The 23,799-nt window shown below is 63.0% G+C and carries 24 protein-coding genes; 10 read left to right on the forward strand and 14 right to left on the reverse strand.

Going from position 1 to position 23,799, the window contains the following annotated elements; all coding sequences use genetic code 11:
* Positions 1–24: 24 nt before the first annotated feature.
* A complete protein-coding gene (locus tag LB568_RS03510; RefSeq protein ID WP_224729088.1) occupies positions 25–945 on the forward strand; it encodes a LysR substrate-binding domain-containing protein in 921 nt (306 codons plus the stop codon).
* A gap of 80 nt (positions 946–1,025) precedes the next feature.
* Here the strand turns inward: LB568_RS03510 and der are convergent, their stop codons facing one another.
* Together der and LB568_RS03520 are read right to left on the reverse strand one after the other, a co-directional pair.
* Positions 1,026–2,456 carry a ribosome biogenesis GTPase Der gene (der, locus tag LB568_RS03515; RefSeq protein WP_224729089.1) on the reverse strand — a complete coding sequence of 477 codons (1,431 nt, stop codon included), beginning with the start codon at positions 2,454–2,456 and terminating at the stop codon, positions 1,026–1,028.
* A 63-nt stretch (positions 2,457–2,519) separates the two neighbouring features.
* Positions 2,520–3,185, reverse strand: coding sequence for a tetratricopeptide repeat protein (locus tag LB568_RS03520; protein ID WP_013896729.1), 666 nt, complete (start codon positions 3,183–3,185; stop codon positions 2,520–2,522).
* A gap of 262 nt (positions 3,186–3,447) precedes the next feature.
* On the opposite strand from LB568_RS03520, the gene LB568_RS03525 reads away from it, so the two are divergent.
* A complete protein-coding gene (locus LB568_RS03525; RefSeq protein ID WP_224729091.1) occupies positions 3,448–4,455 on the forward strand; it encodes a polysaccharide deacetylase family protein in 1,008 nt (335 codons plus the stop codon).
* A gap of 36 nt (positions 4,456–4,491) precedes the next feature.
* Here the strand turns inward: LB568_RS03525 and sbmA are convergent, their stop codons facing one another.
* From sbmA to LB568_RS03540, 3 genes are all read right to left on the reverse strand, one after another.
* The gene (gene sbmA / locus LB568_RS03530) at positions 4,492–5,751 is read right to left on the reverse strand and encodes a peptide antibiotic transporter SbmA (protein WP_140574413.1); all 1,260 of its coding nucleotides are present in this window, start codon (positions 5,749–5,751) and stop codon (positions 4,492–4,494) included.
* Between the two features lie 114 nt (positions 5,752–5,865).
* Positions 5,866–7,026, reverse strand: coding sequence for a YbfB/YjiJ family MFS transporter (locus tag LB568_RS03535; RefSeq protein ID WP_224729092.1), 1,161 nt, complete (start codon positions 7,024–7,026; stop codon positions 5,866–5,868).
* 120 nt (positions 7,027–7,146) lie between these two features.
* A complete protein-coding gene (locus tag LB568_RS03540) occupies positions 7,147–7,371 on the reverse strand; it encodes a hypothetical protein (protein ID WP_013896733.1) in 225 nt (74 codons plus the stop codon).
* Positions 7,372–7,467: 96 nt separating this feature from the next.
* Here LB568_RS03540 and LB568_RS03545 point away from each other — a divergent pair, with 96 nt between their 5' ends.
* Genes LB568_RS03545 through LB568_RS03555 form a run of 3 tightly spaced genes read left to right on the forward strand, consistent with a single transcriptional unit; the run spans position 7,468 to position 10,083 of the window.
* Complete coding sequence (locus LB568_RS03545) at positions 7,468–8,460, forward strand: LysR substrate-binding domain-containing protein (protein ID WP_224729094.1); 993 nt, start codon at positions 7,468–7,470, stop codon at positions 8,458–8,460.
* Entirely contained in the window at positions 8,457–9,713 is a 1,257-nt protein-coding gene (locus tag LB568_RS03550; RefSeq protein WP_224729095.1) for an aminopeptidase, read from the forward strand. The genes LB568_RS03545 and LB568_RS03550 overlap by 4 nt, the downstream gene beginning before the upstream one ends.
* A gap of 16 nt (positions 9,714–9,729) precedes the next feature.
* Positions 9,730–10,083: a DUF488 domain-containing protein gene (locus LB568_RS03555; RefSeq protein WP_224729097.1), complete on the forward strand. Its 354-nt coding sequence runs from the start codon at positions 9,730–9,732 to the stop codon at positions 10,081–10,083.
* 245 nt (positions 10,084–10,328) lie between these two features.
* Here LB568_RS03555 and LB568_RS03560 read toward each other — a convergent pair whose 3' ends face one another.
* The 8 genes from LB568_RS03560 to LB568_RS03595 all read right to left on the reverse strand — a co-directional run bounded on the left by LB568_RS03560 (position 10,329) and on the right by LB568_RS03595 (position 16,884).
* Positions 10,329–10,676 (reverse strand): ArsC family reductase, encoded by a 348-nt coding sequence (locus tag LB568_RS03560; protein WP_224729099.1) that lies wholly within the window; start codon positions 10,674–10,676, stop codon positions 10,329–10,331.
* A gap of 208 nt (positions 10,677–10,884) precedes the next feature.
* Positions 10,885–11,238 carry a SnoaL-like domain-containing protein gene (locus tag LB568_RS03565; protein ID WP_224729101.1) on the reverse strand — a complete coding sequence of 118 codons (354 nt, stop codon included), beginning with the start codon at positions 11,236–11,238 and terminating at the stop codon, positions 10,885–10,887.
* 113 nt (positions 11,239–11,351) lie between these two features.
* Positions 11,352–11,960 carry a 2'-5' RNA ligase family protein gene (locus LB568_RS03570; protein WP_224729103.1) on the reverse strand — a complete coding sequence of 203 codons (609 nt, stop codon included), beginning with the start codon at positions 11,958–11,960 and terminating at the stop codon, positions 11,352–11,354.
* Between the two features lie 131 nt (positions 11,961–12,091).
* A complete protein-coding gene (locus tag LB568_RS03575; RefSeq protein WP_224729105.1) occupies positions 12,092–13,177 on the reverse strand; it encodes an ABC transporter ATP-binding protein in 1,086 nt (361 codons plus the stop codon).
* On the reverse strand, positions 13,167–13,775 hold the full coding sequence (locus LB568_RS03580; RefSeq protein WP_013896741.1) for a cupin domain-containing protein: 609 nt from the start codon (positions 13,773–13,775) through the stop codon (positions 13,167–13,169). The genes LB568_RS03575 and LB568_RS03580 overlap by 11 nt, the downstream gene beginning before the upstream one ends.
* A 297-nt stretch (positions 13,776–14,072) precedes the next feature.
* Positions 14,073–15,152 (reverse strand): ABC transporter substrate-binding protein, encoded by a 1,080-nt coding sequence (locus LB568_RS03585; protein ID WP_023778625.1) that lies wholly within the window; start codon positions 15,150–15,152, stop codon positions 14,073–14,075.
* Positions 15,137–16,003 (reverse strand): ABC transporter permease, encoded by an 867-nt coding sequence (locus LB568_RS03590; protein ID WP_224729107.1) that lies wholly within the window; start codon positions 16,001–16,003, stop codon positions 15,137–15,139. Before LB568_RS03590 ends, LB568_RS03585 begins: the two co-directional genes overlap by 16 nt.
* Entirely contained in the window at positions 16,000–16,884 is an 885-nt protein-coding gene (locus tag LB568_RS03595) for an ABC transporter permease (RefSeq protein WP_224729109.1), read from the reverse strand. The genes LB568_RS03590 and LB568_RS03595 overlap by 4 nt, the downstream gene beginning before the upstream one ends.
* A gap of 299 nt (positions 16,885–17,183) precedes the next feature.
* On the opposite strand from LB568_RS03595, the gene LB568_RS03600 reads away from it, so the two are divergent.
* The 5 genes from LB568_RS03600 (at position 17,184) to LB568_RS03620 (ending at position 22,658) form a co-directional block, all read left to right on the forward strand.
* On the forward strand, positions 17,184–18,341 hold the full coding sequence (locus tag LB568_RS03600; RefSeq protein WP_224729110.1) for a fumarylacetoacetate hydrolase family protein: 1,158 nt from the start codon (positions 17,184–17,186) through the stop codon (positions 18,339–18,341).
* A gap of 310 nt (positions 18,342–18,651) precedes the next feature.
* Positions 18,652–19,587 (forward strand): substrate-binding domain-containing protein, encoded by a 936-nt coding sequence (locus tag LB568_RS03605; RefSeq protein ID WP_013896746.1) that lies wholly within the window; start codon positions 18,652–18,654, stop codon positions 19,585–19,587.
* Positions 19,588–19,704: 117 nt separating this feature from the next.
* Positions 19,705–20,691, forward strand: a complete 987-nt coding sequence (locus tag LB568_RS03610) for an ABC transporter permease (RefSeq protein ID WP_013896747.1) — start codon at positions 19,705–19,707, stop codon at positions 20,689–20,691.
* A 3-nt stretch (positions 20,692–20,694) separates the two neighbouring features.
* Positions 20,695–21,486 (forward strand): ATP-binding cassette domain-containing protein, encoded by a 792-nt coding sequence (locus tag LB568_RS03615; protein WP_013896748.1) that lies wholly within the window; start codon positions 20,695–20,697, stop codon positions 21,484–21,486.
* Between the two features lie 149 nt (positions 21,487–21,635).
* A complete protein-coding gene (locus tag LB568_RS03620) occupies positions 21,636–22,658 on the forward strand; it encodes a LacI family DNA-binding transcriptional regulator (RefSeq protein ID WP_224729112.1) in 1,023 nt (340 codons plus the stop codon).
* Positions 22,659–23,001: 343 nt separating this feature from the next.
* Here the strand turns inward: LB568_RS03620 and LB568_RS03625 are convergent, their stop codons facing one another.
* Positions 23,002–23,592, reverse strand: a complete 591-nt coding sequence (locus LB568_RS03625; RefSeq protein ID WP_224729113.1) for a TetR/AcrR family transcriptional regulator — start codon at positions 23,590–23,592, stop codon at positions 23,002–23,004.
* Positions 23,593–23,799 lie beyond the last annotated feature (207 nt).

The following is a 23,799-nucleotide window of genomic DNA, read 5'->3' on the forward strand; positions in this document are numbered from 1 at the left end:
GGTTCGAAAATTCGGGACAATCGCATGCGACGCGTGACATTCGACCTCGACGTTCTCCGCAGTTTCGTCACCGGCATGGAGCTGGGCAGCTTCGCCAAGGCGGCCGACCGGCTTGGCCGCTCGACCTCGGCGGTCAGCGCCCAGTTGAAGAAACTGGAAGAGCAGGCGGCGACGCCGATCTTCCGCAAGTCGGGACGCGGCCTCGCCTTGACGGAGGCCGGCGAGACCATGCTCGGCTATGCGCGCCGGCTGCTCGAATTGAATGACGAAGCGGCTGCGGCTATCCACGACGTCGAACTGGAAGGCTGGGTGCGGCTCGGCCTGCAGGAGGATTTCGGCGAGGCGGTGCTGCCCGAAGTGCTCGGCCGCTTCGCCCGCGCCCACCCCAAAGTGAAGATCGAAGCCAGGATCGCACGCAGCCACGAGCTCGCCGAGAGGATCATGTCCGGCAATCTCGACATCGCGCTGGCCTGGCACAGCGGTGAGACGCTGCCTTACAGCCAGCACGTCGCCGATGTTCAAATGCGCTGGATCGGTCCGGCAAAGCGCATCGAGACCAGCCTGCGCGACGGCGAGCCGCTGCCGCTGGTGGCGCTCGAAGCACCCTGCCTGTTGCGCACGGTGGCGACCGAAACGCTCGACCGTGCCGGCCTGCCTTGGCGCATGGCCTTCTCCAGCCCGAGCATTGGCGGCATCTGGGCGGCGGTCGCCGCGGGGCTGGGGCTGACGATCCGCACCGATATCGGCCTGCCGGCCAGCGTCAGCGCGATGACGCCGGAGATCGCCGGGCTGCCGTCGCTGCCCAAGATGGCGCTGTTGCTGCATCGCAGCGATGCCGAGCCCGAGCCGGTGGCGGCTCGCCTCGGCGACATCCTGCTGGAGGCGGCGCGGCAGGCGCTGCCTAAGGGCGTGCGGGGGACTGAGGGGCTAAGGGCCGTTGCTTAGACGCGATGGCCATCCGGCGTCGAGTTCCCGCACACCGCCAGCGCTAAAATGAGCAAACGCGCAGCCTACCTGAACGAGGCTCAGCCGCGTTTCTTGGCCCGGCCGGCGAACGGATTGTCCGAGGTGCGCAGCGCGATGCGGATCGGCACGCCCGGCATGTCGAAGGCTTCGCGCAGGCTGTTGGAGAGATAACGGACATAGGATTGCGGCATCGCATCCGGCCGCGAGCACTGGACCACGAAGCCCGGCGGCCGCGTCTTGGCCTGGGTGACATATTTGACCTTCAGCCGGCGCCCTGCAACGGCAGGCGGCGGATGATGCGCCAGTATGGCTTCAAGCCAACGGTTGAGCTTGCCGGTCGAAACACGGCTGTTCCACACCTTGTGCGTCTTCAGTACCGCATCCATCAGCTTGTCGAGGCCGCGACCGGTCTCGGCCGAGACCGGCACCGCCTGGATGCCGCGCGCCTGCGGCAACAGCCGTTCGGTTTTCTCGCGCAGTTCCGCCAGGAGTTCCTGCGGATGATCGATCAAGTCCCATTTGTTGAAGGCGATCACCGGCGCCCGGCCCTCGCGGATGATCAGGTCGGCGATCTGCAGATCCTGCTTCTCGAAGGGAATGGTGGCGTCGAGTACGATGATGACGATCTCGGCGAAGCGGATGGCGCGCAAGCCGTCCTGCACCGACATCACTTCCAGCTTCTCGTGAATCCTGGCCTTGCGGCGCATGCCGGCCGTATCGAACAGCTTGATGCGGCGGCCGCGCCAATCCCAGTCGACCGAGATCGAATCACGGGTGATGCCGGCTTCCGGTCCGGTCAAAAGCCGCTCCTCGCCGATCAGCGCGTTAATCAGCGTTGACTTGCCGGCGTTCGGGCGGCCGACGACGGCGATGCGCATCGGCTTGGTGTCGTCATAGGCAGGCTCGGCGTCCGGATCGGCGATGTCCTCGCCGATCAGCACCTCGCCGGTAGCGATCTCCTGGTCGTCTTCCTCGTCCTCGCCGAAGACGCGTGCCTCGCCGAGTGCCGCGATCACCGCATCGCGCAGATCGGGCATGCCCTGGCCGTGTTCGGCCGAAACCGGAATCGGCTCGCCCAGCCCGAGCTCCCATGCCTCCAGCATGCCGCCCTGCGCGCCCTTGGCCTCGGCCTTGTTGGCGACCAGCACGACCGGCTTGCCGGATTTTCGCACGATCTCGGCAAAAGTCCTGTCGTCGGGCAACAGGCCGGATTTGGCATCGATGGTGAAGAAGATCAGGTCGGCTTCGTGGATGGCGATCTCGGTCTGCGCGCGCATGCGGCCCGGCAATGTCGAGGCAGCCGCGTCCTCGAAGCCGGCGGTATCGATGACGTCGAAATGCAGGTCGTAGAGCTTGGCGGCATGGACGCGACGGTCACGGGTGACGCCCGGCGTGTCGTCGACAAGCGCCAGCTTCCTTCCCACCAGCCGATTGAAAAGGGTCGATTTGCCGACGTTAGGTCTGCCGATGATGGCGACTTTGAAGGTCATACGGTCCTACAATGATGCATGTCGTTGTCCCAAAACCGCTGCACACTTTTGGGCGACATGCATTTACGACGCATTGCCCGAACCACGGATCAGCTCGGACATCAGCGTTGCCCGCTCGCGGGTGTTGCGCGGGGCGCCGTCATCGGAGGCGATCTGATCGAACAGCTTCAGAGCGTCCTGTGTCTTGCCTTCCTTCCAGGCGGCAAGGCCGAGCGCCTCGCGCGCCGTGTGGCGCAGCGTGTTGGTGTCCGAGGTCAGCGCCTCGACGCGGCTGGACACGTCGGCGAAGGAGCCGTGGTCGACGAGCAGGAGCGCCGCCCTGAGTCGCGCCATATCGCGAATGCCCTGGGGGATGGCGGTGTCGGCGGCGACCTCGTCGAAGTCCTTGACGGCGGCATCGACGTCGCCCTTGCTTGCCTTGACGGTCGCGGCGCGCATGCGGGCGAGCAGCGGATAGGCGCCGTAGCCGTCCTTCTCCAATTGATCGAGCGCGGCCAGCGCCTCGTCGTTCTTGCCGTCATTGGCAAGCTTGAGCGCCTGCGAGAAAGCGTCGCCGGAGCGGTTGGCGCGCGTCTCGTCCCAGTAGCGATAGCCGACGAAGGCGGCGGTGCCGAGCACCACGAGGATCGCAGCGACAAGCAACGCCGGGCCGAAACGGTCCCACAGCTTCTGCGCCTGGTCGCGGCGCATCTCGTCGTTGACTTCACGGATAAAACTGTCGTCGGACATCAATCAAAACCATTCCTGCCCCGGGCCGGGGCGGTTCATGAGCCCGCGTTTTAGCGAAATTTTGTCGGCATGGAAGGGGTTCGGCCGGAAAATCGCCTATTCCCCAGGGCAATCGGATGTTTGGCTTGGGCAAACGGGTGTTTGCTCCAGGGCAAACCGATGTTTGCCCTGGGGGTAAACCGGCGAAAAGCCCAATCGCACCGGCGCCACATTTAGGCGATAGCCGGCTTGCTGACCGCCCGAAGCCTGGATCCCCTGCCCTATGTATCGCTCGTCCCGTATTGTTGCGTTCTCGCTTGCCTTGCTCGCGCCTGCCGGCGTCGCTTTGGCCGATCCGCCCGCGCCGCCGACGCCGGCAAAGCCGAGGCAGGTCGTCATCGTCTCCTTCGACAGCGCCCGCGACATCTCGCAGTGGAAGCGCAGCCGGGCACTGGCACACCGCACCGGCGCGCATTTCACCTATTTTCTCTCCTGCGTCTTCCTGCTGTCGCCGGAGACACGCAAGGAATACACCGCGCCGGGCAAGACACCGGGCAAATCCAACATCGGCTTTGCCGCTTCGAAACAGGAAGTGGCCGAGCGGCTGGAACAGATCGGCCTCGCCGCTCATGAGGGCCACGACATCGCCAGCCACGCCTGCGGCCATTTCGACGGCAAGGATTGGAGCAAGGCCGACTGGCTGAAGGAGTTCGGCTCGTTCGAGCACATTCTCGAGAACGCCTATGCGATCAACGGCATCACGCCCGAGCCCACGGGTTGGCGCGAGCTCGCGCGGCATGCGGTTGCCGGTTTCCGCGCGCCCTATCTGTCGACGAGCAAGGCGCTCTACGAGGCACTTCCCGCCGCCGGCTACCAGTTCGACGCCAGCGGCGTCTCGCAAGGCCCTGCCCTGCCGACGGCCAGCAACGGCATCATGCATTTTTCACTGCCGCAGATTCCGGAGGGACCGAAATCACGGCCGGTGATCGCCATGGATTACAATCTCTATGTCAGGCATTCCGGCGGCTTCGAGCGGCCAAGCAAGGCGGACGAGTTCGCCAACCGGACCTATCAGGCGTTTCGCGCCGCCTTCGATGCACAATACCAGGGCAAGCGCATTCCGCTCGAACTCGGTTTCCACTTCACGCTGATGAATGAGGGCGCCTACTGGAACGCACTGGAGCGCTTTGCCGGCGAGGTCTGCGTCAAAGCGGACGTCGAGTGCATCAGCTTTCGCGACTATGTTTCGCGGCAACGCGACGCCGATAGGCAGGCGTGGGGGGGCGGCTGAGCCGCCAACCCGTTTCCACATCAAACCGAAATCGTCTTAAGCCGGATCCTCGGCACCCTGCCTTGCCAGATAGCGCTGGTCGATATCGGGCAGCGGCTCGCCGAGGAGCGTCGCCTCGAAGGCGCGCAGGCGTTTGTGGACCGACTGGAGCTCGACGATGGTCGACCACGAAGTGAGAAGAAACTGCAGCGAACCCGTCACCTTGCCGAATGCGTTCGAGATCTGGTTCAAGGCACCGAACGTTATCTTGTGCGCGACCAGCGACGGACCCAGGATCAGCAGCGAGAAGATGTTGTCGGCCTGCAGGTAGGTGTAGCGAACGACATTGAAATAGATGTAGTGGAAATAGAGCCTGAAATAGTTGTGGCGGACATTCGCGAACAGCTCGGACGTGGTCGCGGGTTGCGCCCTGTCCGCATGATCCTCGCCATAGACCAGTTCCTTGCGGTAAGCGGCTTCGACGCGCTGGTTGCGGAACTGCAGCCCCGGAAGCTTCATGCCGGCAATCATCACCGAGATCGTACCGAACAGACACCAGGCAAGTGCTGCAACCACCAATGGCTGGGGGATCGCGCCGATGATCGGCAACTCGCTGATATGGGCCTGCAGCTGGATCATGACCGGCAGGAAGGCAATCAAGGTCATGATCGACTGGACGAAGCTGGAGCCAAGATCCTCCATGATCTGAGAGAAGCGCATCGTGTCTTCCTGGATACGCTGCGAGGCGCCCTCGATGTGGCGCAGCCTGGCCCAGTTCTCGATGAAGTAGTTGTTCATCGCCGTGCGCCAGCGGAAGATCCAGTGGCTGACGATGAAGGCGTTGACCACCTGCACGTTCATACCGACCAGAGCGAGCCAGGAAAAGTCGGCCAATCCGGTGTAGAATTCTCCGTTGGTCGATTTTCCGGTCCCCGACATCAGCCCTTGCACATAGTCGAAGAAAGGGCCGTACCAGGCGTTGACGGCGACGCTGACCTGCACGTTGAAATAGATGAAGAACAGGATGACCGCCGTCATCAGGATCGACCAGCGCTGCCATGGATGCGGCGAATACCAGCTCCAGAAGGCATAGAAGATGGCCACGCAAAACGTGAAGTAGATATAGAACCAGAGGAACGGTTTGGACACCAGTACGGCGATGCCGATGATCGGCGGCGCGTCGGCGGCGGCCGGCGGCAGGCCAATGACGGCTCCCAGCTGCTCACCTCCGAAAAACCAGAACAGGATCGCCGCAAGGCTCCAGACGGCAGCCGAAGTGAAGAACAGCTTCGGCTGCGGGAAGAAAGATACGAACACTGTGGCGAATTCCTCGATCTATGCGCAAATCAGCGGGTTTGAGCGGGCATAAGGTCACACATTAGGGGGAAAGAAAATGCCTGCCCGATGCCCGGCGCAGAGCAAGACCACAAATCATGGCGATTTTGGCGCAGCCGACCATGTGACGGCGCCGGAGACCAGCAGCATGGCCGCGGCAACGATCGAAGCGAGGAAGAAATTACCCGATGCCTGGGCCAGCAACCCGGCGGCGATCGGGCCAATGATCTGGCCGAGACCGAAGGATGCCGTCATCAAGGCAAAGACACGCCGGGGTGCCCTCGGCGCCTGCTGGCGCGCGGCCTGCAGACCAAACGCCGTGATGGCGATGAAGGTGCCACCGAGCAGCAGACCGCCAAGCAGCGGTCCGGAATATCCGCCAAGTGCCACGCTGGCGATGACGCCGATCACTTCAATGAAGCAGGCCAGCGCATAGGCGGCGTGAAGCCCGGTCCAGGCCGCGATCTTCTGCCAGAACCAGATCGAGGGAAAGCCGGCAAGGCCAGCGACCATCCACACCATGGCCTCGAAAACACGGCTGCCGCCGCCTTGCCGGACGATGGCGACCAGGAATGTCGCGGTCACCACATAGCCAAACCCGAACAGGCCGTAGGCGACGATGATCTTCATCAGCGATCGGTCTTTCGGCAGCGCCGGCTCGCGTGCGGCCTCGCCATCGGCGAGCGGGCCTTCGTCCGCCAACAGCGCGACGACCACGAAACCGCAGGCCGAAATTGCCGCCGACCACAACCAGCCAGCCGCCCAGCCGGCATGTTCGGCGACCAGCACCGCCATCATCGCCGCCGAGATCGCGATACCCAAGCCAACGCCGCCAAAATGCCACGCCTGCAGGTCGCTGCGTCCGGCCGCCGCGATATGGCTGAAAACGATGCTGGCCATGAAGACCATGACGAAGGCGCTGGCCAGGCCGGCCAGAAAGCGGACGGCGAGAAAGGCGGCCATGGCGTCGGTCAACCCCATTACCGCAGCAAGGATGGTGCTGGCGCCAAGGCCGACCAACATCAGCTGACGCTCGCGCCCATGCGCCCAACCGCCCGCCGCGGCAAGCGCGCCGAGGAGATAACCAAGATAGTTGGCCGAGGCGATCCAGCCGGCATTGGCCGGCGACAGATGCAGTTCTTCCATCATGCCGGGCAGGATCGGCGTGTAGACGAAACGGCCGATGCCCATGGCGACGGCCATGGCGATCATGCCGGCGAAGGCATAGCGTAGCGCTGTCGAGTTGGCTGATGTCATTGCAGCGCACAATAAATGCAGGGATTGCTGAAACAATCCGCCATTCGTTGGGCCAGTGCGGCCGCGGAATGCCACGTCGTGGTCGACCTGTCCTGAAACCGGAACGTGCGGCGCTTCCGCTCAGCAGCGCCCGCCGAAACTGGCGCGCAACGAAGCTGTCTCATGCGCGGTCCGCCGTGCCGTCAGCCTGAACGGCACATCGCCGAGTTCGCGCTCCGACATGGTGTTCAGCACAGGATGCGAAAGCGGATCGGTCAGCCACCTCTGCGTGTCGCCCTCGCGGCCTGGTTCGTACGGCGAGGCCGCGGCGAACAAGACCTTCAGCGATGACAATATCCTTGGCATTTTCGGCTCCGCCGGTCTGTCTCCCGTCGATAAAATCCGCCGTTTCGATATGCCTTTCAATTGAGATTTCGGCCAGATCGGTTTAGAAAATCTCAAATGAGCGTGCTCAACCGCATCCACCTCAACGGCCTTCGCGCCGTCGAAACCGTCGCCCGTCTCGGATCGCTCGCAGCGGCGGCGAGCGAACTCAATGTTTCCGTCAGCGCCGTCAGCCAGCAGATAAGCCGCACCGAAAAGCAGCTCGGCCAGGCGCTATTCGAGCGCACGACGAGCGGCCTGGTGCTGACCGAATTCGGCACTGTGTTCGCGACCCGGCTCGGCGCGGGGTTTCGCGAGCTGGCCCAGGCGGTGGCGCTGGCCGATGAAGCGACACAATGCACATTGGTGGTTTCGGTGGCGCCGGCCTTCGCGTCGAAATGGCTGCTGCCCAGGCTATCGCGTCACTTCGACCGGCATCCCAACGTGCTGCTGCGCATCGACGCCTCGGTACGGCTGGCCAATCTCGATCACTCCGACATCGATATCGCCATCCGGCTCGGCGACGGCAAATGGCCGGGCGGCCGGGCAGAACTGCTTTTGGCGCAGGAGGTCTTCCCGGTCTGCGCACCTGACATCGCCCGGAAATTGAGAGCGATCGAGGACCTTGCCCAGACCTGCGCCATCACCGACGAGCGGGCGATGATCAACTGGGAAAGCTGGTTCACCGCGGCCGGCGCCCAGCCCGTCACCTTCCAGAAGGGCGCGCGCTTCACCGATCCGATGCTGTGCCTGGAATCGGCCATTGCCGGCCATGGCGTGATGCTCGGCTGGCAGTTGCTGGCTGCCGATGCGCTGGCCGACGGGCGGCTGGTGGCGCCATTCGGAATCCGCGCCCAGAGCGGGCTCGGCTACTGGCTGGTGACTTCGGCGGAGAAGACCGAGAGCCGCAAGGTCCGCGACTTCAAGGCCTGGATCAAGGAGGAGATCGCGGCGACGATGGCGCAGTTCGGATCCGTGAAGACGGGCCACTCCGGCGCGATCGCGGTGGAAAGCACGGTGGCGCCGGTCTATGTAGGAACGGATATCCAATCAAGGCAGGCAGGATCATGACCACACATTCGCGCGGCGTTTCCGCATCGATCGACCCGGTGAAGCTCGACAGGCTGGCGGAAGTCGCCATCAAGGTCGGATTGCAACTGCAACCCGGGCAGGATCTGGTGCTGACCTCATCGATCGCGGCCCTGCCGCTGACCAGGCGCATCGTCGAGCATGCCTACAGGGCCGGCGCCGGACTGGTGACGCCAATGTTCAACGACGACGAGATGACCCTGGCGCGCTACCGCTTCGGCGCCGATGCCGGTTTCGACCGCGCTGCCGGCTGGCTCTATGAAGGCATGGCGAAGGCCTTTTCCAACAATGCGGCGCGGCTGGCCGTGCGTGGCGAGGATCCCTCGCTGTTGTCGGCGCAAGACCCGGCAAAAGTGGCGCGCGCCAACAAAGCAAACTCGATGGCCTACCAGCCGGCGCTGGAAAAGATCACCGGCTTCGACATCAACTGGAATATCGTTGCCTATCCGGACCTCGCCTGGGCCAAGCAGGTGTTTCCGGACGACGCCGACGATGTCGCGGTGGCCAAGCTCGCCGACGCCATATTCGCCGCCTCGCGGGTAGACGTGGAGGATCCGATCGGCAACTGGAAGGCGCACAATGCAGCGCTGCGCGGCCGGACCGAATGGCTCAACGGCCACAATTTTCACGCGCTGCATTTCACGGGACCGGGCACTGACCTCACTGTCGGGCTGGCGGACGGCCACGAATGGATGGGCGGCGCCTCGACCGCCAAGAACGGCGTCACCTGCAATCCCAACATCCCGACCGAAGAAGTCTTCACCACGCCGCATGCCAGGCGCGTCGAGGGGCATGTCTCGTCGACCAAGCCGCTGTCCTACCAGGGCACGCTGATCGACGATATCTCGGTGCGTTTCGAGGAAGGCCGGATCGTCGAGGCCAAGGCCTCGAAGGGCGAGGACGTGTTGAAGAAGGTGCTCGACACCGACGAAGGCGCGCGGCGCCTCGGCGAAGTGGCGCTTGTGCCGCATTCATCGCCGATCTCGGCCAGCGGCCTGTTGTTCTTCAACACGCTGTTCGACGAGAACGCCGCCTGCCACATCGCGCTCGGCCAGTGCTATTCGAAGTGCTTCGTCGATGGCGCATCGCTCAGCCAGGACGAGATTGCAGCGCGCGGCGGCAACAAGAGCTTCATCCACATCGACTGGATGATCGGTTCGGACAAGATCGACATCGATGGCGTCCATAAGGACGGCGCCCGCGTGCCGGTGATGCGCAAGGGCGAGTGGGCCTGACGGCACGGAGGGTCGGATGGCTTTCGACCTGGAGGTCAAGAGGATCTATGAACCACCCGCTTCCGATGACGGGCAGCGGGTTCTCGTCGACCGGGTATGGCCGCGCGGCGTCAGCAAGAAGGACGCAGCGCTGACGCAGTGGCTGAAGGACATCGCGCCGAGTGACGAGTTGCGCAAATGGTTCGGCCATGAGCCGGCTCGCTGGGCCGAGTTTCAGAAGCGGTATCGTGCCGAGCTGGACGGCAATGGCGAGGCGGTGGCGCAACTGCGCGGCTTGCTCGGCCAGGGTAAGGTGACGCTGCTCTACGGCGCGCATGATGAGGCGCATAACAATGCCGTGGCGCTGGCGGGGTATTTGCGCGCGAGTTGAGGCTTCGTTTTGCAGCGTTGGCGATTGACGAAAGCCGAGGCGACATCTGATCTCCCTCCTTGCGGGGGAGATGCCCGGCAGGGCAGAGGGGGGTGCTGTCCCTCCAGCCTATCAATCAATCGCAGCGACCTGAATAGGTTTTCGTAAGAACGAAACTCGTTGGGCTGGCGATCCTTCACACCCCCCTGGCCTGCCGGCCATCTCCCCCGCAAGGGGGGAGATTGGCAGCGTTGCCGTCTCGCTGCTTACTTCACCGCCTGCTCATAAACATCAGCTTTGAACCCGACCAGAATCCGATCGCCCACCTCAAGCACCGGCCGCTTGATCATCGTTGGCTTGGCCAGCATCAGCGCCTTGGCCTTCTTTTCGTCGAGCGATTCCTTGTCCTTATCCGGCAGTTCGCGAAACGTCGTGCTGCCCTTGTTGAGCAGCTTTTCCCAGCCGACCTTGCCGACCCAGCCGTTCAGCCGCCTGGCGTCCAGACCCTCCGCCCGGTAGTCGTGGAAGCGGTAAGGCACACCATGGCCTTCCAGCCAGACGCGCGCCTTCTTGATCGTGTCGCAGTTGGTGATGCCGTACATGGTGATCGTCAAAGCGTGCTTCCCAGGGGCTGACCGCCGAATCCGTCCCGCGGCGCATGCAGTCACCCGACGGCAAAGAAGTCAACGACCGCCATTGCTGCTATCTCGACGAACGCCTGGTGTGGACGGATGCACATGGCGGCCAGGGCGTCGTCCAGGCCGCCATATTTATCTTAACCCTGCCGCGAAGAGAGCGGGCTCCCGGAAGCCGTTTCCGGCGTCAATAGTAGAAACGCTCTTCGGTGATCTTGCCGTTCTTGACCGTGTACAGACCAACCTCATCCATGGTGACACGCTCGCCAGTGGCCTTGGGCGTTATGTCGAACTTGAAGCGCACTGCGAACTGGTCGCCGTTGACATAGGGGCCCTCGACCAAACCGCCATGCACTTCGTTGTTCTCCTGCCACCACTGGCTCTTCTGCCTGAGAGCCTCCTTGCCGTGGCTGACGGCCATCGGTCCCTCGATGGCTTCGTAACTGGCGATGTCGTCGGCATTGTACTTTTCGGCAGCACCCTCATTGTCACCCTGCTTGAGGCGTTCGGTGAAGTCCTTGGCAATTTCCGCGATAGTCATTTGTGTTCCTCCTGTTCCGACGCAATGAATGCAAGTAGGGGACAGCTTGCCCGCCTGCCACTGTCGAGCCGATCGATAGCTGACACTTCATGTCAGGACGGATCAGGTGCCGACTACGATGCCTCCATCAAGGGCCAACGGTCCAGGAAGAGATATTTCGTCAGACCGCGCAGGCTGTGAACAAGGATGAAGTCATTGGCAACGAACGTGATCGGTTCGATGGGCTGCCGAGGGACAAACTTTTGATCGTAGGCGAGTGTCAGATGCGGAACGAAATGATCCGGCGCCTTGAGCCCGTTCTTCAGCATCTCGACCCCAAGCAATTTGTGGAGTTCGAAAACTGGTCCATCATCGGCCAGAAGCACAAACGGGTGGCGAGGCGACCTGCCCCGGGTCGCCGGGCGACCCGGAAAACTGCCGACATGGCCAAACGTGACCTCAAAGGCGGGCATTTGGACATGCCGGCCCGATCGAGACGCTGCAAAGACGACCTTGGACCGCAGCCGTCTGTAGTCGCCGGCATGCCGCAAGCTCAGGTGAAACCGCTCAACCGATAACCGCTTCCCAACAATTCCATGCCGATGACAAAGCTGGTTCTGCAAATCGGCGAAGGGAGCATGGAACCGGGGCTGTAAGAATAACCCGAAGAAGGCACGATCCGGCCGTTTTGGCCGCCATGGCGGCTCGGGAATTCCGAAGTCGAATTCGCCTTGCAGATACATACGCATACGCCCGGCAAGGAACGCTCCTGTTTTGCTCTGTTCTGGAACAAAACAGGAACATTCCTTTCGAGTCAAGCGTCGATTGATCCAAATCCCGCGCTCCGCAATCCTGCCCTTGACCTCAAGAAAGATTAGCTTGGCAGCATGGGACAGCTGGCGCCACGGCGCAGGCTGACATGCGCCACGTCGCCTACGTTGAATTGAAAGCCATCGGCCCGGCGCGGTGCGTCGATCACCACGGGCATTCCCTCCCCAAGTTCGGCGTGCAAGCGCAGCGTGCGGCCGTGAAAGACGATGCTGTTGACGCGCGCCGGCGCCGTGCCCGGCGAGACTTCGGTCGTCGCCAGCAAATCCTCAGGACGGACGCCGATGGTACGCACGTCGCCTTCACCGGGTGACTGGCCGGTTTCAGAAATGGCTTCCAGCGCCAGTGTTCCGGCGGTGAAACGCAGGCGATCGCCGTCGCGGCCGATAAACCGCGACTGCAGGAGATTCATGGTGCCGATGAAGCTCGCCACGAACTTCGTGGCGGGCCGATCATAGAGTGTCGCCGGCGGCGCGATCTGCTCGATGCGGCCCTTGTTCATGACGACGATGCGATCGGAGATCGACAGCGCCTCGGTCTGGTCGTGGGTGACCATGACGAAGGTGGTGCCGAGCCGCGACTGCAGCCGCTTCAGTTCCACCTGCATCTGTTCGCGCAGATGCGCATCGAGCGCCGACAGCGGCTCGTCGAGCAGCAGCACGCGCGGCTCGCAGACGATGGCTCGGGCAAGTGCCACGCGCTGGCGCTGGCCGCCCGACAATTCCAAGACCCGGGCACGAAGCTTGTCGGCGAGACCGACCATGCCCAGGGCTTCGCCGACGCGTTTTGCCTGCTCGCTGCCGGAGAGCTTGCGCAGCGACAGGCCGAAGCCGACATTCTCGGCGACGTTCATATGCGGAAACAGCGCGTAGTCCTGGAACACGGTGTTGACCGGCCGGTCGAAGGGCCGAAGCGCCGTGATGTCGCGCCCGTCAAGCAGCACCTTGCCGCTCGACGGGCTTTCGAAGCCGGCGATGACGCGCAGGCTGGTGGTCTTGCCGCATCCCGATGGCCCGAGCAGCGTAATGAACTCGCCGCTGACGATGTCGAGATCGACGGCGTCGAGCCCGACGATGCCGCCGGGAAAGATCTTCGAGATCGCCTGCAGCCGCACAAGACGATCAGGCGCCATCGCGAACCTCGGACGGTTTCGTGGTGTTGACCCAGAGGATCTGGCACTGCTCGGCGCCGGGATTGCGGAAGGCATGCAAGAGCGTGCTCTTGAAGGCAAAGCTGTCGCCCTCCTTCAGCACGTATTTTGTCGAATCCACCACCAGTTCGACCTCGCCCGCCAGCACGTAGCCGAATTCATGGCCGGCATGCGCATAGGCTTCCGCCGTGCCGCCATTGGCCTCCACGGTCACCAGCATGCCGGTCAGCGTCGCGCCTGGCGGCGACAGCAGCGCCTTGGCGATGCCTTCGGATTTGACGGGAATCGCGCGGCGGCTGTTGGCGCGCACGCAATAGAGATCATTGACTGCGTCGTTGCCGTCGGCGATCAGCGCCGACGGCTCGATGTCGAGTGCTGCCGCAAGCGGCCAGATCACCTTGACACGCAGCGATGACATGCCTCGCTCGATCTGGCTCAGCGCACCGATCGACACTCCGGCTTTTGCCGCCAGTTCGGCCAGCGAAAGGCCGCGCTCCAGCCGCAGCGCCCGCACCCGCCGGCCAACGCGGACGTCTGCATCGTCCTTGGGTTTTTCCGCGGCGTCGTCAAGCATGTCCATGTATGGGTCCTCGTAGTCTTCTCAATCGACGTGGCGCAGCGCCGCTAGGCTCCCCCTTCTCCCCTTGTGGGGTGAGAAGCGGTTCGCGCAGCGAACGAAAAGCCAATTGCTTGGCTTTTCGAGCTTCGAACGCCCTGAGCCTGCGAAGGGCCGGGCGTGGTAGCCGATCCACCCTGCTGGGTCCCCGCTGCTTCGCAGCGTCCCAGCGTTCGCCGGCCTTTCATCGTGCCACTGGCACGATGAATTCGCTTACGCGAACGGCTGCTCACCCCACAAGGGGAGAAGGAAGAACCAGCCTCACCCGCCCGCCTTCACCTTTTCGAACATCTTGGCCATATCGTCATTCTGTTTCATCGGCCCGGTGAAGATCGTGCTTTTCAGCATCACTTCCGGATCGGACGGCAGCTGCAGCTTGTCCAGCTCCTCCTTCGTCACGCCGGCGAAAGCGGTCGAGAGCGAGCTGCCGTAGCCATAAGACTCGATCAGGTATTTGCCGGACTCGGCATCCAGCCGGCTGTTGATGAAATCGTAGGCGAGGTCGACATTCTTGGCGTCCTTGAGCATGACGAAGCCGCAGGCCCAGGTCAGCATGCCTTCCTTCGGTTTCATGAACTCGACCGGCACGCCCTGTTTCTTCAGCGAGGTGGCCGACGCATTCCAGGTCATGGCGGCGACCAGCTGGCCGCTGGCCAAGGCCTGTTCGACCGAGGTCATGTCGGTTGTGTAATTGGAGAGCAGCGGACGCTGCTCGCGCAGTTTCGCCGCCACCTTGTCCATTTGCTCCGGCGTCATGTCGAACGGATTGACGCCGGCCAGAAGCGCGGCAACGATCGGCGTGTCATGCACGGCGTCGATGGTCGCCATGCGGCCGGCATACTGCTTGTCCCACAGCAGGTTCCAGCTCGCTTCCGGGTTCTTCACCAGATCGGTGCGGTAGAGGATCGAGGTGTTGCCCCAGTCCCACGGCACCATCCAGACCTTGCCGTCGCCGGCCTGCAGATCGGGCAGGTTCTTGAACACCGGGAAGATCGAATCCCAGTTCTTGATGCGCTTGGTGTCGATCGGCTGCAGCAGGCCTTCCTTGTTCCAGCGCGCCACCTTGTCATAGCAGGGATGCGCGATATCGGGACGGAAGCCGGCCTTGACCTTGGTGAAGGCGTCATCGTCGTCACCGAATATGGAAGCCTCGACGCCATCGGGGTGCGCGGCGAGGAAGCTCTTGTTGAAGTCAGGCAGTTCATAGCCCGACCAGGTGAAATATTGCAGCTTGTCGCCGGCGAAAGCGACGGTCGACGACAGCGCCAACGCCAAAGCGGCGAGGCCGGCCCGGGCCGTCTTTCCGGATATCAGGTCGCCGGATATCAGGTCGAATGCCATTGCAGTTCTCCTCTCTTGGTTTGTTTTGGTTGTGATGGATTCGCGGGTCCTGGCGCTGTCGCGGACAGGCCGCGATGGCGCAGGATTTCGGCAAGGCCGGCGATGACGAAGGACACCGCCAGAATCGATGTGCCCAGCGCCATGACCGTCGGCAGCGACTTCGGAAACCGCAGCTGGCTCCAGATGTAGAGCGGCAGCGTCGGCTCGGTGCCGGCTAGGAAGAAGACGACGATGAATTCGTCGAACGAGATCAGGAAGGCCAGCATGAAGGCCGAAACGATGGCCGGCAGGCTGAGCGGCAGCATCACCCGCCGGAACGTCATCCAGTCGGACGCGCCGAGGTCGAGGGCGGCCTCGCGAATGGTTTTCGGGATGGCGGCGAAGCGGCTGCGCATGATCACCACGGTCGTCGGCAGCGCCACCAGTATGTGGCCGAGCACGATGGCGATGCGCGACGGCCCGAGGCCGATGAGGTTGATCAGGATCAGCAGCGATATGCCGACGATGACGCCCGGGATCAGGATCGGGAGCCGGGCAATGGCGCTGATGGTGGCGGCAAGCGGCGAGCGGCCATAGAGGTCCATGTAGGACACGGTGATGCCGCAAAGCGTGGCGCCCGTGGCAGCAATGATGCCGATGACGAGGCTGTTGACGAGCGCGCCGGACAGCGCCGAATTGCCGTACAAAGTCGCGTACCATTGCAAGGTGAAGCCTTGCAGCGGAAACGCCGCCTGGATCGAGTCGTTGATGGAAAACAGCGGGATCAGCAGCACCGGCAGATAGAGGAAAACCAGATAGGCGACGACGTAGACGCCAAGCCAGCGGCCGCCACCTTGCGTGCGCGCGCTCATGTGCGGCTGCCAAATCTGCGGTCGGTGAAGCGCGCGACCAGCACCACGGCCAGGATCACCAGCATGACGGCTACGGAGAGCGCTGCCCCAAACGGCCAGTCATTGGCCTTGCCGAACTCAGCCTGGATCAGCGTGCCGATCATCGTGGAGGCCGGGCCGCCGACGAGCGCCGGCGTGACATAGTCGCCGACCGTCGGCACGAAGACGACGAGCGCGGCAGCCAGCACGCCCGGCATCGAATTGGGCAACACAACCCGGCGGAAAGAGGTGAACGGCCGCGCACCGAGATCGGAAGCAGCCTCGAGCAGGGATTTCGGGATGGTGTCCAGCGCCACATAGATCGGCAGGATGGCGAAGGGCGCATAGGCGTGGGCCAGCGTGACGACGACAGCGGCCGGCGTGTTGAGAAAGGCCAGCGTCGGCTCGGACCAGATGCCGCTTTCGATCAGCGCCGAGTTCAACACGCCATTGTAGGCGAGCACGATCTTCCAGGCGAAGACGCGCAGGAGATAGCTGGTCCAGAACGGCAGCGTCACCAGAAACAGCAGGAGACCGCGCCGCCGCCCGGCGTGGAAGGCGAGATAGTAGGCGACGGGATAGGCAGTGACGACCGTGGCCAGCGTGACCAGCGCGGCAATCACCAGCGAGCGCAGCGTCACCATCCAGTAGAGCGGATCGGAGACCACTGTGGCGAAGTTGGCGAGGCTGAAACCGCTGCCCAGCAGCGAGCCGTCATTGTTGCGGAAGGCGAGGAAAAGCACGAGGCCAAGCGCAAACAGGATCAGCAGGAAGGTGACGGCCGCGCCCGGCAACAGCATGGCGAAGCTGAAGCCCGATGAAGACCGGGCCTCTGGCATCTGGTTTGCAACAAGGGTCGACATCGACCTGCTCGGTTTTTGAAATTAACTGAGACTTTTTCATATTTATGAAACTGTCAAGTGAAATCCTGTCGGCGAGAGCTTTTGGTAATACTTCCACCCTTCATGGCCGCGCGCATTTCACATTCTTGAATAAGCGCTTCAGTTTTCACGGCAGCGTGAATGCCGCGAAGGTGGAGTCTCACAAGGGAACGCGGCACCCTTGATTGCCAATGACGGGATAGACCTTTGAGAGGAATCCGGTGAAAGTGCCGCGCCGATCCGGCCAAGCGCATTTTCGATCATTCGGAGGACCCAACGCCATGACCAACCTGACACATCTGCCGGCCGAAGGCCTGTTCGTCGGGCGCGCCGGCAGCCGCGATGCCTCGCATCCCATGGTGGTCACGGTGCGTGACGGCACCGTCTTCGACATCACGTCAAGCACGGCGCCGACCGTGCGCGATGTCTGCGAAATGGCCGACCCGGCAAAGCACGTGCGCTCGGCCAAGGGCAAGCCGATCGGCTCGCTCGACGACATCGCCGCCAATAGTTTCGAGACCGCGCGCGACCCGGCCAAGCCGTATTTGCTGTCTCCCGCCGACTTGCAGGCGGTGAAGGCGTCCGGCGTGACCTTTGTCGTCAGCCTGCTCGAACGGGTGATCGAAGAACAGGCGCGCGGCTCGGCGGAAAAGGCCGACGCCATCCGCGCCGACATTGCCGGGCTGATCGGCCACGACCTTTCGAAGCTCAAGCCCGGTTCGCCGGAGGCCATGGAGATCAAAGCCAAGCTCATCGCGCGCGGCGCCTGGTCGCAATATCTGGAAGTCGGCATCGGCCCCGATGCCGAAATCTTCACCAAATGCCAGCCGATGGCCTCGGTCGGCTTCGGCGCCGATGTCGGGCTGCACCCCGTATCGACCTGGAACAATCCGGAGCCGGAGATCGCCATGATCGCCGCCTCGAGCGGCAGGATCGTCGGCGCCACCATCGGCAACGACGTCAATCTGCGCGACGTCGAAGGGCGTTCGGCGCTGCTGCTCGGCAAGGCCAAGGACAACAACGCCTCCGCGTCGCTCGGCCCCTTCATCCGCCTGTTCGATGAAACGTTCTCGATCGCCGACGTGAAGAACGCGGTCGTGCGCCTGAAGGTCGAAGGCGAGGACGGGTTTTCGCTGGAGGGCGCGAGCTCGATGGCCGAGATCAGCCGCTCGCCGGAAGAACTGGTTGCCGCTGCCATGGGCCCGCACCACCAGTATCCGGACGGGCTGGCGCTTTACCTCGGAACCATGTTCGTGCCCTCGAAAGACCGCGGCGAAAAGGGCAAGGGTTTTACCCACAAGGTCGGCGACATCGTCACCATCTCGTCGGAGAAATTCGGCGCGCTGGTCAACCGGGTGCGGCTGTCGCCCGATTGCCCGCACTGGACCTACGGCGCCAGCCATTTGATGCGCGACCTCGCCAAGGCCGGCCTGATCTAGCGGTTTCTTCAAGCGGTTCGGTCCTGAAGGGCAGCTATCGCTTGTGGCATGCAGCGGCGATCGCGTTTGGCACCCACTCGGCTGAGCCTCGACGCCAATCATCCGGCTGCCCGGAAAAATCATCCCAACTGATGCAATCTGATGGGACCGCTGATGGCGCCGCGTCAGGCGGCAACTACATCTGCAGATGGAGGCTTGCCATCCGTCGAAAAAGGGAATGCTCTGAGGCATCCGAGCGGCGCTGGCAAAAGACGCAATCCGGCTGAAGCCGGAACAAGGGACGGATCATCTTCAACCGGGAGGAAATCAAATGCTGACAAGACTGAGACTTGTGCTCTACGGACTGCTGGTCGCGCTGACGCTCGTTCCGGCGGCGGCGCAGGCCAAGACGTTCTACTGGATTTCACATGGCGGCCCAGCCGATCCGGTCTGGACCTACTTCCTGGCCGGCGCCAAGCAGTGGGCCAAGGACACCGGCAACACCGTCAACACCTCGTTCCACAATGGCGACGTCGCCTCGCAGCAGGAAGCGGTTCGCGCCGCCCTCTCCGCCAAGGCCGACGGCATCGTCACCACCAGCCCCGATCCGGGCAGCCTTGTCGAGATCGTCAAAGAGGCCCGCGCGGCCAACGTCCCGATCATCAACTTCAACACGCCCGATCCCAAGGCCAATTTCAACGCCTATGTCGGCGGCGACAACGTCACCTTCGGCAAGCATTGGGCGCAGTATCTGGTCGACAAGGGCCTGGTGAAGAAGGGCGACTTCGTCTGGATGCCAGTCGAGATTCCCGGCGCCACCTATGGCGTCCAGGAAGAGGAAGGTATCAAGAGCGTCTTCGGACCGCTCGGCATCACCTATGAAGTGACCGAAGCGACGCTCGACCAGGCCGAGGTGATCAACCGCATGGTCGACTACCTCACCGCCCACAAGGGCAAGGTGAAGGCGATCATCGGCCTTGGCGATCTGGTCACCGGCTCGATCAAGCGGGTATTCGACCAGGTCGGGGTCAAGCCCGGTGAAATTCCGGTCGTCGGTTGGGGCAACTCGCTCGACACAACGCAGGAAGTGCTGAACGGCTATGTCAATGCCGGCCAGTGGCAGGACCCGCAGGCAACCAGCTATGTCGCGCTCTCGCTCGCCAATATGGCCGCGTCAGGCATTCCTCCGGGCTTCAACGTCATCACCGGCGCGCTCTATGAAAAGGACACCGCCGAGGTCTACGACAAGATCCTGTCGGGTAAATAAGATCCGAGACCGAGACAGTCGCGATCGCACCCGCGGTCGCGACTGTCTGTCCATTCGCCGAGCCTGGCTGGATTCCGGTGCAGCGCTCCGCCTCTCCAATCATGTCGCGGGTTATCAGTGGAAAATCATTCGCTCGTCCAACGCCTGATCGCGCGGCCGGAATTCGGTCCCTTCGTGCTCCTGGTCGTCGAAATCGGCGTTTTCTGGAGCTTCAATCACGACTTCCTGTCGCCGCAGAACATCTCCAACACGCTGGCCTTCACGGTCGAGCTCGGCCTGATCGCGCTGGCGATGACATTACTGATGACGTCAGGTGAATTCGACCTCTCCGTCGGGTCCCTGTTCGGTTTCTCGCCGGTGCTGATGTGGACGCTGTTCAATGCCGGCGTCACCTCGCTGGAGATGGGCTTCGTCGTCGCGCTGGTGGTCGCAGCCTTGATCGGACTGGTCAACGGCTGGTTCGTCACGCAGCTCAAGATCCCGTCCTTCCTGGTCACGCTCGGCATGTTGCTGGTGGTGCGCGGCAGCGCCCTTTTCATCACCGACGGCTTCCCACAGCGCACCTGGAGCGCCGAGGGCAGCTGGCTGGCGGAAGCGCTGGTCGGAGACTTCTTCATCGGGCCGTTCCGCATCTACATGTCGCTGTTCTGGTTTATCGCCGCGGCGATCGCGCTCGGCTACGTGCTGACGCAAAGCCGAACCGGAAACTGGATCCAGGCGGCGGGCGGCAATCCCAACGCGGCGCGCGCCCGCGGCGTCAACGTCAACCGCGTCAAGATCGGCCTGTTCGTGCTGTCATCGGTCATGGCCTCGCTTGCCGGCGTCATCTCCTCGCTGCGCACCTCCGCCGCCAACCCCAACAGCGGCACCGGTTACGAGCTCGAAGTCATCGCCATGGTGGTGATCGGCGGCACGGCGCTGACCGGCGGGCGCGGCACCATCATCGGCACCGTACTCGGCATCCTGATCCTGCGCGTGATGCGCAACGGCATCGTGCTGATCGGCGTGCCCGGCCTTGCCTACAACATCTTCATCGGTGCGATCATCCTTGGCATGATGGCGCTTCATTCATGGCTGGAACGCCGGCACCAGGCAGGGACTTGAACCATGGCCGAGCCACTGATCCGCATGCAGAACATCCGCAAGTCCTATGGCCGCGTGCAGGCGCTCGAGGACGCCAACTTCCATGTCAACGAACGCGAGATCGTCGGCCTGCTCGGCGACAATGGTGCCGGCAAGTCGACGCTGATCAAGGTGCTCTCGGGTGCCGTGCCGCTGACCAGCGGCGACATCTTCATCCGCGGCAAGAAGGTCGCCCTGCGCAGCACAAGCGACGCCATCGCCCACGGCATCGAGACCATCTACCAGGACTCGGCGCTGGTCACGCAGCTGTCGATTGCGCGCAATCTGTTTCTTGGGCGCGAGCCGATCAAGCCGCCGCGCTTCCTCAACCGCATGGACCAGGAGGCGATGAACACTGTCGCCCGCGACCTGCTCAAGCAGGTCGGCATTTCGAAGAACATCCCGCCGACGACGCCGATCGGCTCGCTCTCCGGCGGCGAGCGCCAGGCGGTGGCGATCGCGCGCGCCATGCATTTCGACAGCGACCTCATCATCCTCGACGAGCCGACCAACAATCTCGGCGTCGCCGAAACACAGGGTGTTCTGAGCTTCGTGCGCAGCGCGCGCGATTCCGGCCATTCCTGCATCTTCATTGCGCACAACATCCATCACGTCTTCCAGGTGGTCGACCGCATCGTCGTCATGCGCAGGGGCAAGGTGGTCGCCGACGACATCGACCCGAAGACGACAACCGTGGCGGAAGTCGAACGAATCATAACCGGCATGTCGGACAAGGAAATCCGCGACGCCGTCGCCGACGGCAAGCCGCCGCACTGAGGACGGGCGGAAGCCGTCTTGCCGAAGCAGCCGAATGGACATCGCGGTGATGGGTGGCGATCACCTGTCACTCAGATCTCGTCCCCCGTGACATCGCCTGCCACATCATCGGTCTGGTGCGCCATGGCATCGGCGCATAGGGTTGCGGCATGAAGGCCACCGTCTCCGATATCGCCAGGACCTGCGGGCTCTCGACGGCAACGGTCGACAGGGTGCTCAACAATCGGCCGGGCGCCAGCGCCGCCAACCGGCAGCGCGTCATGGAGGCAGCCAAGCAGCTCGGCTATCTGCCGGTCGCCGACCAGGTGACGCTTCCCTCCAAGCCCGCAAACCTCGAATTCTTCCTGCCGATCGGCAGCAACGCCTTCATGCAGGATCTGGCAAGATACATCGAAGACTATGCGTCGCGCCTGCCGTTGGTCGCTTCGTGCCGGATCCACAACCTTGCCGGCATATCGCCGAACGCGCTGCAGACAGCCGTCGAGAGCCTGTCGCTGCGGGCCAATGGCGTCGGTGTCACCGCCATCGACCATCCAAGAACCCGCAACATCCTGCGCGACATCGTCGACACCGGCATCCGCCTGGTGACGCTGGTGTCCGATATTCCGGCCGCTCCCCGCTCGGCCTATGTCGGTATCGACAACCGCGTGGCGGGACGGACGGCGGCGCTTTTGATGGGACGTTTCCTCGGCGGCCGTGAGGGCCGCCTGGCGATGGTCGTCGGCTCGCGCTCCTATCGCGGCCATGAGGAACGCGAAATGGGCTTCCGTTCCGTGCTCGGCGAGGAGTTTCCCAACCTGACCATCAGCAGCGCTGTCGAGATCAATGACGAGCCCGATGTCAGCTATGCCGAGACGATGAAGGCGCTGCGCAACGAGCCGGAACTGCTCGGCATCTATTGTGTCGGGGCCGGACGCTCCGGCGTCGCGAAAGCCATCCGGGAAGCCAGGCCAAATCGCAAGCCGGTGTTCATCTGCCACGATCTGACCAAGGAAACACGCGGCTATCTCGTCGATGACCTCGCCGATGTCGTCATCGACCAGAACGCCAGGCTGATCGCCGAACAGTCGGTCATCCGCCTGCTTGGCTCGATTGCCTCATCGGCGCCTTATCTCACCCGGAAATTCATCGAACCGCGCCTGATCTTCAGGGAAAACGTTCCGGTTCAATAGGTTAGCGCGCCTGCGCAAGGCGGCTTTGTTCGGATTTGTAGGAGGATTGACGGGTGCTGCGGCAATTCTGCACACCTGCTATGCAACTTTTATGGTTGCCGAATCATTGGGCAACTCGTAGGTTCTCGTTGTCGGCCATCTACTCCTCCCAGATGCGATGCCGGCGCTGAGTGGGGTGCACCTCCTCCCGCACCACATTCGAAATCGAGCCCGCTGCCACCTCCTCCCGGCAGCGGGCTTTTTTCGTTCCGTTGGCAGGAATTGCAGTGCTGCCCGGCGCCAAAGGGCACCAGGCATCGCCTAGATCGCACGACAATTTGAATGGAACGCGCGGCCGATCACTTCAGCTGGCGGCAGTGCCCCGGAAAGAAACAATCAGCCCCTCGGCCATGCGCACGAACTGCGCGCTTGGCCCTTCGGCGCCCACGGTCTGCACGCTGACACGCGCGCCCTCGAACAGCAGCGACAGCGTATCGGCGAGCAGTTCTGCCTGACCGATGCCGGCATCCCGGCACAGCGCCACAAGACGTTCGCGCTGGGCTTCCTTGAGTTCCTTGATCACGCGTCGGGCCGGATGGTCGGGCTCGGTCAGCTCGGCCGCGGCATTGGCCATGTCGCAGCCGCGACCATCGGCATTGAGCATGGCGGCCGCCTTGCGAACCCAGGCGTGAAGCTGCGCGAGCTTGTCGCCCGGAAATTCGACCTCGAAGGCTTCCCACATCGCGCCGGCCTTGGACGCATTGGCGCGCAGGCATTCGACGATCAGATCGTCCTTGGATTCGAAGTGACGATAAAGCGTCATCTTGTTCGTGCCGGCAGCTTCGGTGATGGCGTCGACGCCAACGCCTTTGATGCCGTGCTTGTGGAACATGTCACGCGCCGTCTCCAGGATCCGATCCCGGGGACGAGGGCGCTCCACGACGCCGTCTGTCATCATGATCTCCTTTCGTTTCCTAAAAACCCTCGGCCACCTCTTGACTAGGGTGTTACCGGTCTGTAACTATGCAAATGTTACTTACTGGTAACACCTATGTCGCCCGTCGTCAATAACAAGACCGTGAACTGGTCCTGCCAGATCGAGGGGTGGAAAAACTGCCAATCATGCGGCCTCGGCCGGTGAAGAGATGAAAAAACGGTTCGC

The organism is Mesorhizobium sp. B263B2A (assembly GCF_020165775.1).
Classification (GTDB): Bacteria; Pseudomonadota; Alphaproteobacteria; order Rhizobiales; family Rhizobiaceae; genus Mesorhizobium; species Mesorhizobium opportunistum.

What these genes read in the sequence shown, in the direction of transcription:
- LB568_RS03510 (WP_224729088.1), top strand. Translation starts at nt 25, where the DNA reads ATGCGACGCGTGACATTCGACCTCGACGTTCTCCGCAGTTTCGTCACC.
- der (WP_224729089.1), bottom strand. Translation starts at nt 2,456, where the DNA reads ATGACCTTCAAAGTCGCCATCATCGGCAGACCTAACGTCGGCAAATCG.
- LB568_RS03520 (WP_013896729.1), bottom strand. Translation starts at nt 3,185, where the DNA reads ATGTCCGACGACAGTTTTATCCGTGAAGTCAACGACGAGATGCGCCGC.
- LB568_RS03525 (WP_224729091.1), top strand. Translation starts at nt 3,448, where the DNA reads ATGTATCGCTCGTCCCGTATTGTTGCGTTCTCGCTTGCCTTGCTCGCG.
- LB568_RS03535 (WP_224729092.1), bottom strand. Translation starts at nt 7,026, where the DNA reads ATGACATCAGCCAACTCGACAGCGCTACGCTATGCCTTCGCCGGCATG.
- LB568_RS03540 (WP_013896733.1), bottom strand. Translation starts at nt 7,371, where the DNA reads ATGCCAAGGATATTGTCATCGCTGAAGGTCTTGTTCGCCGCGGCCTCG.
- LB568_RS03545 (WP_224729094.1), top strand. Translation starts at nt 7,468, where the DNA reads ATGAGCGTGCTCAACCGCATCCACCTCAACGGCCTTCGCGCCGTCGAA.
- LB568_RS03550 (WP_224729095.1), top strand. Translation starts at nt 8,457, where the DNA reads ATGACCACACATTCGCGCGGCGTTTCCGCATCGATCGACCCGGTGAAG.
- LB568_RS03555 (WP_224729097.1), top strand. Translation starts at nt 9,730, where the DNA reads ATGGCTTTCGACCTGGAGGTCAAGAGGATCTATGAACCACCCGCTTCC.
- LB568_RS03565 (WP_224729101.1), bottom strand. Translation starts at nt 11,238, where the DNA reads ATGACTATCGCGGAAATTGCCAAGGACTTCACCGAACGCCTCAAGCAG.
- LB568_RS03570 (WP_224729103.1), bottom strand. Translation starts at nt 11,960, where the DNA reads ATGTATCTGCAAGGCGAATTCGACTTCGGAATTCCCGAGCCGCCATGG.
- LB568_RS03575 (WP_224729105.1), bottom strand. Translation starts at nt 13,177, where the DNA reads ATGGCGCCTGATCGTCTTGTGCGGCTGCAGGCGATCTCGAAGATCTTT.
- LB568_RS03580 (WP_013896741.1), bottom strand. Translation starts at nt 13,775, where the DNA reads ATGGACATGCTTGACGACGCCGCGGAAAAACCCAAGGACGATGCAGAC.
- LB568_RS03585 (WP_023778625.1), bottom strand. Translation starts at nt 15,152, where the DNA reads ATGGCATTCGACCTGATATCCGGCGACCTGATATCCGGAAAGACGGCC.
- LB568_RS03590 (WP_224729107.1), bottom strand. Translation starts at nt 16,003, where the DNA reads ATGAGCGCGCGCACGCAAGGTGGCGGCCGCTGGCTTGGCGTCTACGTC.
- LB568_RS03595 (WP_224729109.1), bottom strand. Translation starts at nt 16,884, where the DNA reads ATGTCGACCCTTGTTGCAAACCAGATGCCAGAGGCCCGGTCTTCATCG.
- LB568_RS03600 (WP_224729110.1), top strand. Translation starts at nt 17,184, where the DNA reads ATGACCAACCTGACACATCTGCCGGCCGAAGGCCTGTTCGTCGGGCGC.
- LB568_RS03605 (WP_013896746.1), top strand. Translation starts at nt 18,652, where the DNA reads ATGCTGACAAGACTGAGACTTGTGCTCTACGGACTGCTGGTCGCGCTG.
- LB568_RS03615 (WP_013896748.1), top strand. Translation starts at nt 20,695, where the DNA reads ATGGCCGAGCCACTGATCCGCATGCAGAACATCCGCAAGTCCTATGGC.
- LB568_RS03620 (WP_224729112.1), top strand. Translation starts at nt 21,636, where the DNA reads ATGAAGGCCACCGTCTCCGATATCGCCAGGACCTGCGGGCTCTCGACG.
- LB568_RS03625 (WP_224729113.1), bottom strand. Translation starts at nt 23,592, where the DNA reads ATGACAGACGGCGTCGTGGAGCGCCCTCGTCCCCGGGATCGGATCCTG.